This is a genomic window from Amycolatopsis sp. NPDC104587 (assembly GCF_055583645.1).
Genome location: NZ_JBVJNO010000012.1, coordinates 300,698 through 315,186 on the forward strand (window position 1 = coordinate 300,698; position 14,489 = coordinate 315,186).

The window sequence follows — 14,489 nt, forward strand, 5'->3', positions numbered from 1 at the left end:
GAGGGGAGTCCCGCCCCGCCGGACGCGGCCCCCCCGCCCCTCTCCGCCTCTCGCCCCCCCCCCCCCACCCCCCCCCCCTGCCTCCCCCCCCCCCCCCCCCCCCCCCCCCCTCGTCGCATGCCCGGCCAGCCCAGCCCAATCACTCTGCCGGAACGTCTGCCTCTGAATCTCGTGTGGGCGGATCGACCTGCTCAACCACGGCCGTCTCGACAGCCCGCTCGTCACCCGAGGGTGCGACGTCCACTACTGCCGCGCGCGTGGACTCCTCGGCGCTCTTATCGCCGACGTCCGCCGCTGCCGCCGCGCTACGCGACAACGCGGTGACCGCCTTCGCCGAGATCCCCAGCAACGCCGCCGTCTCCGCCGCCCCGACATCCGCCGCACGGATCTCCGCGACCGACGTCGCCATCACCGCGCGCCACTCACCGATCTCCATCTCCGCATCCGCACGGACCTGCTCAGCCTGGCGCTCGAACTCCGCGACCTTCGCCGCGCGCAGCCGGTCCAGCTCCGACAGCTTCCGCTCCAGCTGCGCCCCCAGCGCACCGATCCGGTCCCCACGCCGGCGCTCCACCGCCTCAATCGCCGTCACCGCCTCCGCGAACGGCCCCAGCGCCCCATCCACCCGCGCCTCGTTCTCGCGCTCACGCTCCAGCTGCTCGACGCGACGCCGCCGCGCCGCCTCCAGCCGCGCCAGCGTCGCCGACGACCGACGCTTACGCCCCGAACTCGTTGTCTGACGTTCAACCATGACGCACCTCCCGCGCGGGGAGGGCTGCGGTTCTACCACCCAGCCTACCTGCGGCAGCGGCGTCACCACGCCGCATCGGCGGCGCGGCGTTCACGCCGCCGACGCGACGACCGACTGCGTCGATCGTGTTCACGGCCGACCACCAGTGAGAGAGGAGAGGGGCGCGGTACCGCCGCAGCAGCCCCGGAGGGCCACGCCACCGAAGTGGCAAGCCGCAAAACTCGCGGCGGTCCGCTGACACTCCGCCACAAGGCCCGTTCAAGCCCACGGAGCGCTGCCGGCAGCATACCCACAGGCCACGAGCCTCACCCCGACACCAGGCGGCATGCCGTCTCAGCTGGTCAGGCGGCTGCTCCTCGTGCACGACGGCAGTGGGAACCTTCACGTGTTCTCTTTGCGTCCGCGCGTGGTGGGTGGCCCCGAAATTGTATCGGTCGTCCCCCCAAATACAAGGGCACCCCAAATTATTTTGACCGAAAAGCGTGGCCAAAATAATTTGAGGCCCCACCCTTGCATTCGGGGCCCCTACTCCCTAGGGCAGACGTTAAGGGCAGGCCGGGGGCCTGCCCTGATTGCTTCGGGGCCACCCACCACCCACTCAGCAGTCGGTCACCTTCACCGCACCGACCAGCGACACCAGCGGCCACAGGCACACGGCCAGCGAGCCGCGCGGGCGACGCACAGGCAGCCCGCCAGCAAATGAGATTCTACGGCTCAATTCGCGGCCAGAATTCACTGAAATACGCAGCGGAAACCGCTGCCTACAACTGGAATGGACACCAGAACTCGGGTAATATGGAAATCGCAAGACGATCGGGACCGCAAACCCGAAAGTCTTCACAAATCCCGTTCAAGAAAGTTGGATATCATGGTTTCGACCATTCACCCCAAGCACCGCAAGAGCATCACGCGCATCGTGCAGGACTTGCAGGCGCAGCCGCCGCGCGACCGGTCCGCACTCGTCGAGTTGCGGAAGATCTTCACCGACAGCGGCGAAAACCCGCCCGCGATCCTCGCCGCGTGCGCAGCGTTGCTCAAAGACACGTCCGCGACCAGCGGCGACGTCCTCGCCGCCGCGCGCACCGCCCACGCCGAATGGGACAGCTACGGCGACGCTGAGCGCGAGCTTTTCCACCAGTGCGTCTGGTCCAGCGAGACCCGCCGAACCGTCGCCGTGACCGAGGTCAACGACGTGACGGTGATGCTGCGCGAGACCCCGCCGCGCCGCGCCGCCGCTCTCGACGGGCTCCGGTGGCTCAACGCCCAGACCCAGGACGCGCACAAGGCCGTATTCACCGTGTGCGCGGATCTGCTGAAGAACCCCAGCGTGGATCACCCCACCGTCGTGGAAGCCATCCAGGCCGCCCACCGGTTGTGGGCGGGTCTCGCCGAGGACCTGCGCACGCTGGTCATGGCGTGCGTGTACGCCAGCCCAGCCCGCGCCGCCCACGCCCGCGCCCGCACCGCCGCCCGACAGCAGGCCACCGAAGCCGAGTCCGCCGACGTCCACCGGTGCGGCAACTGTGACGGCAACCTCGCAGAGCTCCCCGAAATGCGGTACTGCTCCGATGCCTGCCGCAAGGAAGCCGAAGACGCCGAACGCCCGACCGACAGCGAGCACACCACGACCGTGCCCGCCCACCGGATCGCCGCACGGCACGAGCCGATCGAGCAGCGCGCCGCGCGCCGCTACGTCGACAGCGCGGCAGAGCCCGACTACGACGAGCAGTGGCGCGAAGTAGAGCAGGCGATCCCGTCCGCCGGACTCGTGCGCAAAAACGAAAGCGGTGTCGACGCCTACGAAGCCGAGCGGCAGCGCCACGGCGACCTCGACGACACCGCCGACGTCCTCAGCGAGCTGACCGGATATGCCCTGTCCGATGAGGATTACGAGCGGCTTGCCTTGCTCCCGGTCGCGCCGGGCGGGTTGTGCGCGGCATGCAACCTGGAGCGCGCCCCCGGCGAGCAGCGCACCCCGAGCACGGATGACCGGTGCGAGATGTGCCGGGACCGGGACATGCCGCCGCTGGTCGCGTTCGCGCCGTCGCGCGAACTCGTCGCCGTCGCCTGACCACCCACTCGCCAGCGGGGGCACCCGGCCCGGGTGCCCCTGCCCCACCTCGTAACCAGGAGCCGCCACCGTGCGCACCTTCCACGACTTCCTTGCCGACCTCGACCGCGAGCTAGCCGCCGCCGAGACGATCCCGACCAACGAGCCTGCCGCCGTCGCAGCGTTCCTGCGCGAGGTACTCACCCGCCACGTCCAGACGCTGCCCGCCCCGGACGGCGGCACGGTCGACATCGTGCCCGCCGCCGCCATCCGGCTCGAACTGTCCTACCTCACGCGGCACAGCCAGCCGTAACGACCGTCCACACGGAACGCGGCCGCCGATCTCCGGATCGGCGGCCGCTTTGCTGTGTCGGCACAGCCCGGGGACCGCCCCGGCGCCGGCAGACGGCGCCAGGGGCGCCTTAGTGCAGGCGCCGGCGCTCGACTGTAATTTCGGCCACCACCACCACGCCTCACCAACCCCACCCCGCCTACCGCACGCCGCCCACCACCACACCCCGCCCCACGCCACCCCGCCACCCACTCACCCCGCCGACCACGCCACCGCCACCACCTCACCCCAGCCTGCCCCTACCCCGCACACAGCACGTCTTGCAGACGTTCTGAACCAGGTGGATGCCGCCGTCTTTTCGGCGTAGTCTGATGTGGACATGATGGGCTTGCGGAAGCTGAGCCCTGGTGGTCATGAGTATCTCACGAACACGGTGGCGTGCGCCGATCGCAGCCGTGAGCTCGAGCCCGGCGAGCTGTTAAGTGACTACTACCTCTCCCGTGGTTACCCGGCAGGCCAATGGTTCGGCGCCGGAGCAGAGCACTTAGGACTCTCCGGCGCAGTCACCCCTGCCCAAATGAACGCCCTCTTCGGCGAAGGCCGCAACCCGCACGCCGACGCCATCGAAGCCGAGATGATCGCCGACGGAGCCACCGCCGCAGAGGCGTTGAAAGCGACCCGGCTGGGCCGGCGGTTCCCGCAGTACTCCGCGCTGGATCACCTGCGCTCTCACGTATCGCAGGCGTACAAGGACCACAACCGCCTGAACGGCCGTCCGATCGGTGCGCCGATTTCCGCGGCCCGACGCGCCGAGATTCGTCGCGGTGTCCAGATCCAGGCGTACCGGAAAGCCCATGACGGCAACGGTCCCGCCACCGACACCGAGTTGAACAAGTGGCTGGCGGAACAGAAACGCGATCTCAAGTCGGCGGTGTCCGGGTTCGAGATGGTGTTCGCACCGGACAAGTCAGTGTCGATCGCGTGGGCCATGGCGCAACCTGCGGAGCGAGAGCTGATCGCCGGGATGGTCCGCCAAGCCGCTCGTGACACGTTGTCCTGGGTGGAGGGCAACGTCGCGTTCACCCGCCGCGGGAACATGGGCGAGGCCCAGGTGGATGTCAACGGGATCACCGCCGTGTTGTTCGAGCACTGGGATTCCCGCGCCTCCGACCCGCACCTGCACATCCACGCACTCATCTCGTCGAAGGTGCAGCGCAGCGACGACGGCGAATGGACCGCGCTCGACGGCCGCACCGTGCTGGCCGCGACGGTCACCGCGTCGGAGTACTTCGACAACCACCTGCGCGACCTCTTCCGCGAGCGAGGCGCGTCCTGGGTGCAGCGGGGCGCGGAAGGCGTGGACATGAAACGCCCGGTCTGGCAGCTGGAAGGGGTTTCGGTGGAGCTGGTGAAGCTGTTCTCCCAGCGTCATCGGCAGTTCGAGGCCGCCCGCGCGAAACGTATCGTCGAGTTCAGGTCCACGTACGGGAAGGAGCCGACACCGAAGGACATCTTCGCGATCGACCGGGCCGCCCAGTACGACAACCGGCCCGGCAAACAGCCTCCGAAGACGCTGCCCGAGCATCTTGCCGCGTGGCGCGAGCACGCTCTCACCCTTGTTCCGGCGACGGTGCTGGACACGCTGAGCCGGAAGGTGTTCCTCAGCGGGCACACCGAGCCGGACGCGGTCGACATCGCCAAGCTCGCCGAGGTCACCCGGGAGGTGGTGTCGGACAACTACGCGCACTTCTCCTGGTGGAACCTCGCCGCCGAAGCGCACCGCCAGTCCGCGCACCTGCGGATGCCGGTCGACAAGCGCGGACAGCTGATCGTCGACGTCGTCGACACCATCCTGGCCCAACCCGACACCCTCGCCCTCGTCGGCCCGACCGCAGTCAACGAGCCGGCCTCGTTGCGTCGGCGAGACGGCGAGTCGGTGTTCGTCGAGCACCACTCGACCCGCTACACCACCACCGCGACTCTCGCCGCCGAGAGCGACCTGGTCGCCTGGGCCCGCCGCAGCGGCGGGCACCGCCTGCGCACCGACACCGTCGACAAGGCCCTCACCGGCCAGGGACTGAACGCGGGACAGACGGACATGGTCCGCCAGTTCGCCCGCTCCGGCCTGCGCCTACAGCTCGCACTCGCCCCAGCCGGGGCCGGGAAAACCTCGGCGATGAAGGTCCTCGCGACCGCGTGGCGGCGCACCGGACACCGTGTCTACGCCTTCGGACCCTCCGCGCGCGCAGCGCAGGAGCTCGGCGCGTCGATCGGGGCGAAGCCGCACACCCTGCACCAGCTGACCACCGCACTGCGGTTCGGGTTCGCCCACCGCGCGTTCCCGATCGAGTCCGAGGACCTCGTGATCGTCGACGAAGCGGCCATGGCCGGCACCCACACCCTGCACAAGGTCGTCAAGTACGCGCTGAAGAACGGCGCGGACGTGCGACTCATCGGCGACGACGCACAGCTGGCAGCGGTCGAGGCCGGTGGCGCAATCCGGCTGATCGCGCACAACGTGGGTGCGGTCCGGTTCACTGAAATCGTGCGTTTCCGCGGCGACGACCGCGAGGAGCAAGCCGCGGCGTCGTTGCAGATCCGGGCAGCGAACCCGGCCGGGCTCGAGTACTACTTCGACCGAGTCCGGGTCTCCGGCGGGTCTTTGGAGACGATGCGCGACGCCGCTCGCTCGCGTTGGCAGGCCGACCTCGACGCCGGCGTGCAGTCGCTATTGATCGTGCCGACCAACGAGGACACCGTCGCGCTGAACATCGACGCCCGCGAACGACGCCTCAACCGGGGTGCGGTCGAGCAGGATCGGGAGGTCGAGCTGCACGACGCCACCACCGCCAGCGTCGGAGACTGGGTCGTCACTCGTCACAATCAGCGGCTGTTGTCGCTGTTCGGTGGGAAGGACTTCGTCAAGAACGGTGACATCTGGACCGTCACCGACGTGCACGCCAACGGCAAGATCACCGTCCAGCACCGCGTCCACAAGGCCGCGATCACGCTGCCGGCCGGGTACGTCCAGGCCCACGTTGAGCTCGCCTACGCCGCCACCATCAACCGCGTCCAGGGCATGACCAGCACCGGCAACGCCCACCTGCTGGTCCCGCCGACCATGACCCGGGAGCAGTTCTACCCCGGCATCACCCGCGCCATGCTCGGCAACTTCATCTACGTCGTCACCCACCACCACGTCATCGACCAGCACCGTGAAACCCCCGAAGCAGTGTCCCGGCGGTCGGTGCTGACCGGGGTGCTGCACCACTCTGGCGCTGAGGTCTCGGCGACCGAGACGCTGCGGGAGGCCCAAGACGAGGCAGTGTCGATGGGCACGCTGGTGCTGCGCTACAACTACACCGCCACCTACCGCGACGAGGACCGCTACCGCGCCATCCTCACCCGCCACGCACCCTCCACCATGGACCTGGACAGCGAGCCGGCGCTGATCCAGACGCTGCGCAACGCCTACGACCTCGGCTGGGAACCCGACCCGCTCGTCGCCGCCGTCATGCGCTGGCGCCAGTCCCTCGACGAGGCCGACAACCCCGGCGCGGCCCTGCAAGCCCGGATCACCACCCACCTCCGGCGACGCCAGCCGCCCTCGCCGACCGCACCACCGCAGCCAGCCGACGTCACCCGATGGCGCGACATCGTCGACGCAATCGCCCCGTTCGCGGCTGTCGAAGACCCGGAATGGGAGAAGATCTGGATCCGCGCGGCTGGTGCGCTGGCGGTCGGGTTCGACATCGACGCCGCCCTGACCGTGGTCGCTCATCAGCTCGCCGCGCGTTCGGTGGTGCCGGATCCGATGCCGGACGACCGGTACTCGGACGCCGCTTTGGCATCCGAGCTAAAGCGCCGAGGTGAGCGTGGGGAGGCCCATCAGCGCGCCGTTCCCTGGCTGGCCCGCCCCGACTTCGCCCTCGTCCGCCACCACCCTGGACACGCTGAGTACTTGCACGAGATGAACCTCGCGATCGCCGACCGTGTCGAGCACCTGCGCGCTGCGGTGATCCGCGAGCAGCCGGAATGGGTCTCGGGGCTCGGGCCGCGACCAGACAGCCCGATCGCGGCCGAGGACTGGGACGACTTGGTCGGACTGGTTGCGGCCTACCGCGAGACGTTCCGCATCGACGGCGATGCTCCGCTGGGCGCCAAACCCGACAGCTACGGCGCGCGGGCCCGCGCCTGGCGCACACTGAGCGAGCGCTGGGAGTTCTTTGACCAGTCGCACGCGCCGGCCCCATCCGCACCCGCGCGGCCGCGCGCGACGGCTCGCACCGCCGAGCTGGACGAGGTGTTCGCCGAGTTCGATCACGTCGAGGAACGCGTTGTCCTCGAGCCGTTGAACGTGCTCATTCGCCGCTACGAGCTGCTGGCTCGTGACGGCGATGAGGACCGCTACCTCAATGTGCTGGCCCGTTACATCCCCGACGCGGTCAACGCCGGTGCCGAACCGGCCGCGCTGGCGGCGCTGGCTCGCGCGCAGGACCGCGGGTGGCAGGCCGAACGGATCGTCCGCGACCTGGTCGACGACCGCGTGTTCAGCTGGGCACAGGACCCGGCCGCGGTGCTCGCCAAGCGGGTCAACGACCACGTCCGGACCCACGACGCGCCCGCCCGGATCGCCCCCGCCACCGACGAGCAGATCGCCCGCTGGCAGCAAATCGTCGCCGCGCACCTGCCCGACGCCGCCGTGGCGGAGGAGAGGTGGGGCATCGTGTGGCGCCACGCCGCCGGCGGCGTCGCCCGGGGACTCGACCCTGACACCGCGCTCACCGACGCCGCCCGACAGGTCGCCGCGACAACGACCGGAGCCGAACACGCAGATCCTCGGGAGACCGGTGTGGCGCTTGTCGGCGCGCTCGTGCGCCAGCACGACGCCGGCGCCGGGCACCATCCGGCCCTGCCGTGGCAGGCCCAACCCGATCTCGCGCGCGCGGCGAACCCTCACGGTTCGTTGGAGCGGCTGGCGACCCTGAACGCGGAGATCACCGCGAGAACAGCGCAGCTGCGAGACCAGGCTGTCTGGGAGCAACCGGCGTGGCTCGCACGCTTCGGTGCCCGCCCCGACGACACTGCGCTCGCTCAGCAGTGGGATCACCTTGTTGGGCTTGCTGCGGCGTATCGTGAAACCTACGGCATCACGACTGCCGATGCTGCCTCCCCGCTCGGCAACCCACCGCTCGGCAACGACCTTCGCGCCGACGCCTGGCGGGACATCACCCGGCATTGGAGGCACCTGATGACCACACCTGACCGCGAAGACGCCGCATCGGACAGCATGCTGACCCGGGAGTCTCTGCGCGACAACGCCGACGCTTACGCCGCGCGGTTCTTCGCCGGGCTCGCCGCCGACAAGGAGGAGGCAGAAGACACCGAGTCGGACACTGCTGCGGCCGCGCGGCGCATCGAACTGGAAGAAGAACTGGTCGACGGCCATGACCACGGCTACGGCGAAAGCTCTCATCGCGGACTCAGTTACTGAGCCGGCGGCAGACGACGTCCGGCGAAGGCGGCCATGGATAGTGCACGTGGCCGTCCTCGCCGGACGCCGTTGTCCTGAATTCTTCTGCCAGCTCCAGTACAGAGTTGCCGACTGGCCGGCATTACTTCTTCGCGGCCGCGACCTTCTTGCGCGGTGCCCGCTTCCGCGCAGCGGGCGCGGGATCGTCGACGACGATGGGCTGGCCGTCGTTCGCCTCGAATGCATCGATGATCTCGCTGGAGAGACGGCCACGTTCGGACACGGTGTAGCCGTTGGCGATGGCCCACTCCCGGATCTGGCGTGACCGTTCACGGTCCGCGGCCGCAGTGCCAGGCTTCTTCGATTGAGCCGACTCACCGGCCGCCAACCGCACCTTACGGCCGCCGATCCGACGCCCGGCGGCAACGTAGCGGGCGAGTTCATCGCGCAGCGCGTCGGCATTGTCGTCCGACAGGTCGATCTCGTAGTTCACCCCGTCTAGGCTGAACGGGACCGTCTGACTGGCCGCGCCGCCGTCGATGTCGTCGACCATCTCCACGAGAACTTTCTGCGCCATAACGGCAAAACCTCCAGTAACTCCGGCTGCGAATACGATGTGCCGGACCGTGTCACTATAACTCAGGCCGTCGGGTTACGCCCCAGCCGCGGCATTGTTTCCGGACGTTTCGATCGTCTGGAGGATCTTCTGGCGCCAGCGGAGCGCGAACTTTACGCAGTTGTTGCATCGACGGTGGCCGTGGCATTCCGGTAGCGGCGGCTCCCACCGGCGGCGAAGGACCAGGCCAGCGAGTCGCTGCTGATGATGTTGTCCGCGTAGCGGGCGAGGCCAAGGGTTTTCGCTCCGAAGGCGTGCAGCTGATAGCCGCGCTGGGCGAGCGACCGCACGATGACATCGACTTCTGCGGTGTGCTGGCGCCGGCAAATACTGCCGACCCCCCACCAGGGGAACCGTGGCGAGGTCGACTCCGCGCTGCTCGTAACGGTCAGCGCAGCAGTGATAGTCCTTGATGGACTGCCCTCGCAAAACTGGTTCCCCGGGGGTCTCTCGTGTGACTGGTCGGACTCCGCTGGTTGAGCGGGACTGAGAGGTGCGGGGGTCGGCGAGTTAGGTGAGCCGATGCCTCGGGTCATGGTTGGCGGAGCCAGTGCTCAAGGGTGAGCAGTTGGTTGGTTGGGAACGGGCCGGCGGCCCATTGGCGGGCGTATGCGCCCTCACCGAGCCGGGTCAGCAGCGACCGCGCCGCAGTTGCCACTAAGCGAACAAGGCTGCGCAGTGGAAGGTCGACGTCGAGGATGGGATGCCCGTCGCTGTCCGGCAGTTCCGCCGTCCGGTTGGAGAACCGCAGGATCCGCACCCGAGCGTGAACGTGGGCGTCAAGTGTGAGCAGCCAGCGGTATTCGGTCGGTTCGCCTTCCCAGGACGCTTGCGCCTGCCGTTCACCGGCAGTGAGCGCGACCAACGCGGTGAGCAAGTCGTCCAGAGCGGGCGTGAGATAGGAGGCGTGCAGCCGCTGCTCCCCGCGAGCGTCACCGACGACGGCAAGCAGCCAACCCAGGTGCACCAGATCAACGGCCAAGGTGAACGTATCCGCCGACCGTGGGCGGAAGCGGGTACGAGCTGGAGTGATCGTGAGCAGGTCGCGGACATGGGCGGTGTCCGGGCCGGGGATCGAGCGGGCCAGGTAGAGCTCGTCAAGGGGCTGGATGAGTGCGCGCAACTCGCGTGCTGCCCTAACCGGCAACGCGTGCAAGACCATGCGCAGCGCCTCTCGGCGCACGACCGGGTCGTCCCACTGGCAGCCGGGGCAGAGGCATGCCTCGGGTGCGTAGTTGTCCAGCGCACGGACGGGACCGTGCACGTACCGGGCCCAGCCGTCGAGGGCTTCGGCGATCTTGCCCGGTCGTAGCTGGGCGCGTTCCAGCTCGGCGATGGCGCGCATAGTCGGCGCGGATACTCGGGAGATCTGACGGATTTTGCGTCCGGGCCGCTGCGGGATCGGCAGGCGGGCGCGGAGTTGTCCGGGGCGCCTACGCGGCATGACCCTTTCTGGTCGTCATGACGCCCATTGTCGCATGAAAGGTGTGGATCGGAGAACCGCCGCGGTTGTTGGCGGCAAGGCGCAGCTGTGATCATGGCTGCTTCCGGCGGCTGGTGGTGGTTCTGTTGAGGCGAGCCATCAGATGTACAGCGCGATCACCGGCACACGCACGAACCCGGTACCCTCTCACCCCCCGCGACCAGTGGCGCGACTCGGCGATCACGACTGACTGGGCGCGGTTTGCCGGTCGTCGACACCGGGCTCCGCCGCTGTCTGCGCTCGCCGTTGGCGGTGTTCCAGCGTGAAGCGATCGGGGCGAGCCGGTGCGCCGGCCGTCTTGTGGCCGTCGGAGCGGCAACGTTGGTGGACCCACTCGGTGGCCATGCGTTCGGCGAAGCCGGGGCGCCAGTGGTCGTGCCAGTACTGCGCATCACGCGCGGTGGCGTTCTTGCCCAGGTGGGCTTCGCGCCAGGTGTAGGTGAGGGTGGCCAGTTCGGCGACCAAGCCGGGATGGTCGAGCCAGCAGTCGGGGATGGCGACCGCGCGGGTGCCGGGATTGCCGACGTAGGTCTCGTTGTAGTACTGCACGAAGTGCGCGATCGTGAACAGCGGTGTTTCCCCGGGGTATTCCTTGTCCTCGGCCGCGGCTGGCGGGATGAACGTCAGCCACCGTGCGAGCCGTGGGTCGCTCTCCGACTCATCGGTCAGCTCCGCCAGTTTCTCCGCCACGTGCTCGATCTGCCGTCCCAGGGACTTGGCCAACGTCTCCAGGCCCGTGACCGCCTCGTCGAGCTCATGCAGCGACCGCGGCTCCTGCTCATCCTGATCGTCGTCGCGCTCGGCGATGTCGTCGTCGCTCATCGCAGATCACCCAAACCAGGCAGTGCCAGCGGGTAGCCCTCGGGCGTGATCGCGGCGTTCCCGGAGCGGATCACGGCGACGTCGGCCTGCAGCTGGGACCAGTCCGGCCGTTGCTCGACGTCGACCGTGCGGCCGAGGATGGGTCGGAGGTTGCCGTGCAGGATCAGCACCCGGCCGCGCGCGACGGTGCGGATGTCGCCGGCGCGCAACGTCGGGACGGTCTCCTCGCCGCTGGCGCCACGGCCGACACTGAACAGCCCGTCGCTGTGGTGCTGGTGGGTCCGGCGCCGGTGCTGCCCGGCCAGTGTGGACAGCCACTCGAGCGTCTTGTCGTCCTTGAGCCCCGGGAACGCGCTCAGGGTGAGGGTGTTGTCGATCAGCTGCAACCGGCCGGGCTCGCCGTAGAGCTCGTCCAGCTGGGAGCGCGACTGCACCGACCAGTGGATGAGAACGCCGCGGCCCGCGGAGTCGGCGATGATCGCCGGCAGCCGCGGCACCGGCGTCCCCGCGAACAGCTCATCGAGGATCGCGGTGGTCGGCGGTTCCAGCCGCCGACGTTCGCGGCGCAGCGCGGTGTCCTGCGCGGTGGTGAGGATCTGCTCCACCAGCGCCGTGAGCACAGGTCGGGCCTGCGGGGCTTGGTGCTCGCCGGCGATGATGAACAGGCTGCCGCGGCGGCGCAGGAACTCGTCGATGTCCAGTTCGTCGGCCGGGCTGGGGGTGGCGAAGTAGCGGATGGCGGGGTTCATGAACGGCTCGATCGCGCGGCGGACCGACATCCAGACTGCGTCGGAGGTCTCGGCGACCATCCCGATCTCCGACTCCAGGTTCTGTGCCAGCTGCGGATACTGCCGCTCAAGCAACTCGACCGGTTCCCGGTCGGCCGGTTTGGCGATCGACCACCGCACGAGGTAGTCGACCGTCCGGTTGTGGGTGGCGGCGGCGAGCAGGTAGGCCTGCATGACGATCGTCGCGCGGCCGCGGAATACCGCGTCGTTGCCGCCGACGTTCTCCAGCCCGAGCGCGGACGCTTCGATCAGCGTCTCTGCCCGTCGTAGCGCGACGGCGGGGTCGGCGCAGCCGGTGACTGGGGACCAGCGCGCGTGCGCTGGCCAGGACAGGGTGCCGGTGGCGTCGATCACTACGACGGGTCCGGTGTCCGGGCGGCGGGTGCGGGCCAGCAGGCACCACTCGGCGAGGTCGTTTTTCGTCGTCGACGCCACCAGCGCGCCGGGCGCGGCGAGAACCTTGTGCACCAGGTCCGTGCGGGATTTGCCCGAGCGGGTCGGCGCGATCGTCCCGGTCGGTGTCTCCAGCGAGGTCACCAGCCGCTGGCGCCGGGGGCCTCGATGTAGCGGGACCGCGATCTGCTCGACCGGCGCGGTGCGGCGTTGCTCGTCGGTGAGATCACCGCGGGTCCACACCGCGGTCTTGCGCGCCGCGGCAACCGACAGGCTTCTGGTCAGTTCGCGGCGGGTGGCGTGTCCGGCATCGGTCGGTGCCACCCGCCGCCAGACCGGGATCGCTACGCCGACGGTGAGACCGGCTGTGAGCATGGTGATGGTGGTGAACCAGATGTAGAACGCGATCTGGTGGTCGCTGACCGCGCTCGACCACGGGATCGGCAGCGCGGGCCCGGGATTAGCGGCGTGGAACGCGGTCGTTAGGGCGAAGCCTGTCCATGCGGTGATCGGGGGCCAAGTCCACGTGCCTGTAGAGAATCCGGTCACCAGAACGGCGGCGGTGACGATGATCGCGCCGAGCGCGCTCAGCATCGCCAGGGCGGCGACCGCGAGGCCCATCAGGGCGACGTCGCGGTCGAGGTTGAGGGTGTCGGTGCGTGTGCGCGGCATGAGCCGCTCCTCCCGGACAGCGGGAGAGCAGCACCACGAGGTTCATCAGAGTGGGCTCCCTCCCGGTGGTGGGGAGGGCGAACTCGGGTCGGCGATCCGGCGGATCGCGACGATCTTCGACGTCCAGGCCGAGAGCGGTTCGAGGATGACGCCGGTGTCGGTGTCGTAGGCGTCGACGATCAGCCCGTGCCCGGCGTACATCCCGACATGCCGCGGCACCTGCTTGGTGCCGAGCGAGCCGGGGATGAACAGCAGATCGCCCGGCTGTACCTGCGTCGGCGAAGAGACGGAGTGTCCGGTGTGGACCTGGCTGACCGTCCCGGCCGGGATGCCGACACCGGCGGCGGCCCAGGAGGCGAGCATCAGCCCGGAGCAGTCGTAGGCGTTAGGGCCCTTCGCGCCCCACACGTACGGTTTGCCGAGCTGACCCAGCGCGAAGCCGACCGCGGCACGCTGGCGCACATCGTCTGGCAGCGTGAACCCCGGCGGCAGCTTTTTCGAGTCGACCTGACCGGGGTTGCGGGGGACGTCGGATCCGCCCTGGTCCGGGCACAGAGTCTTCGCCTGCACCGCCTCCGTGCCACCACCAGGCGCCACGGGCGGAGTCGGGTTGTCCGGGCCGGTCCAGAAGCGACCCACGACCGCGGCGGCAGCCGGTTCGCGTGAGGCGTAGCGGTCGGGGAAGCCGCTGCGCTGCACCGCCTGCTCGGCCCGGCCCGGCGCCATGGTGTCCCAGCCGGGCAGGGCGATGAGCGCGTCGAGGAACTTGCCGGTGGCGTAGACGGGGTTGAGGACCTGCTCGCGGGTGCCCCACCCCTGGCTGGGGCGTTGCTGGAACACCCCGAGCGAGTCGCGGTCGCCGTAGGTGAGGTTGCGCAGCCCGGACTCGACCATCCCGGTGGCGGTCGCGAGGACCGCGGCCCGCCGAGGCAGGCGGCGTTGCTGGACGACATCGGTGATGGTGCGGGCGATGTCCATCTCGCCGGCACCCAGCTCCTGGCGGTCCACGAGGACCGAGCCGCCGCCCGGACCGCCCTGGTCGCAGCCGCTCAGCTGAACGATCGTCGCGGCCGCCGCGGGTCCGATCATCAAGGCCAGCGCCAGGATCGGCAGCAACACCACCGCGACCAGAGCACCGGCCACACCAGG

Annotated in this window: 10 protein-coding genes; 3 read left to right on the forward strand and 7 right to left on the reverse strand. The window is 69.4% G+C overall.

The annotated features are described in order from the left end of the window. Window positions 1-139 precede the first annotated feature (139 nt). Complete coding sequence (locus ACZ61C_RS34380; RefSeq protein ID WP_465312040.1) at window positions 140-751, reverse strand: hypothetical protein; 612 nt, start codon at window positions 749-751, stop codon at window positions 140-142. Between the two features lie 859 nt (window positions 752-1,610). Between ACZ61C_RS34380 and ACZ61C_RS34385 the strand changes: the two genes are divergently transcribed. From ACZ61C_RS34385 to mobF, 3 genes are all read left to right on the forward strand, one after another. Then, the gene (locus tag ACZ61C_RS34385) at window positions 1,611-2,822 is read left to right on the forward strand and encodes a hypothetical protein (RefSeq protein ID WP_465312041.1); all 1,212 of its coding nucleotides are present in this window, start codon (window positions 1,611-1,613) and stop codon (window positions 2,820-2,822) included. Window positions 2,823-2,892: 70 nt separating this feature from the next. Continuing rightward, entirely contained in the window at window positions 2,893-3,114 is a 222-nt protein-coding gene (locus ACZ61C_RS34390) for a hypothetical protein (RefSeq protein ID WP_465312042.1), read from the forward strand. Window positions 3,115-3,472: 358 nt separating this feature from the next. Continuing rightward, on the forward strand, window positions 3,473-8,587 hold the full coding sequence (mobF, locus tag ACZ61C_RS34395) for a MobF family relaxase (protein ID WP_465312043.1): 5,115 nt from the start codon (window positions 3,473-3,475) through the stop codon (window positions 8,585-8,587). Window positions 8,588-8,708: 121 nt separating this feature from the next. On the opposite strand, the gene ACZ61C_RS34400 is transcribed toward mobF, so the two are convergent. The 6 genes from ACZ61C_RS34400 to ACZ61C_RS34425 form a co-directional block, all read right to left on the reverse strand. Continuing rightward, window positions 8,709-9,143 (reverse strand): histone-like nucleoid-structuring protein Lsr2, encoded by a 435-nt coding sequence (locus ACZ61C_RS34400; RefSeq protein ID WP_465312044.1) that lies wholly within the window; start codon window positions 9,141-9,143, stop codon window positions 8,709-8,711. Window positions 9,144-9,295: 152 nt separating this feature from the next. Then, a complete protein-coding gene (locus tag ACZ61C_RS34405; protein WP_465312045.1) occupies window positions 9,296-9,718 on the reverse strand; it encodes a deazapurine DNA modification protein DpdA family protein in 423 nt (140 codons plus the stop codon). Beyond that, window positions 9,715-10,527, reverse strand: coding sequence for a hypothetical protein (locus ACZ61C_RS34410; protein WP_465312046.1), 813 nt, complete (start codon window positions 10,525-10,527; stop codon window positions 9,715-9,717). Before ACZ61C_RS34410 ends, ACZ61C_RS34405 begins: the two co-directional genes overlap by 4 nt. A gap of 318 nt (window positions 10,528-10,845) precedes the next feature. Continuing rightward, entirely contained in the window at window positions 10,846-11,487 is a 642-nt protein-coding gene (locus tag ACZ61C_RS34415; RefSeq protein ID WP_465312047.1) for a hypothetical protein, read from the reverse strand. Next, a complete protein-coding gene (locus ACZ61C_RS34420; protein ID WP_465312048.1) occupies window positions 11,484-13,340 on the reverse strand; it encodes a type IV secretory system conjugative DNA transfer family protein in 1,857 nt (618 codons plus the stop codon). The genes ACZ61C_RS34415 and ACZ61C_RS34420 overlap by 4 nt, the downstream gene beginning before the upstream one ends. A 45-nt stretch (window positions 13,341-13,385) precedes the next feature. Next, window positions 13,386-14,483: a C40 family peptidase gene (locus ACZ61C_RS34425; RefSeq protein WP_465312049.1), complete on the reverse strand. Its 1,098-nt coding sequence runs from the start codon at window positions 14,481-14,483 to the stop codon at window positions 13,386-13,388. Between the last annotated feature and the right edge of the window lie 6 nt (window positions 14,484-14,489).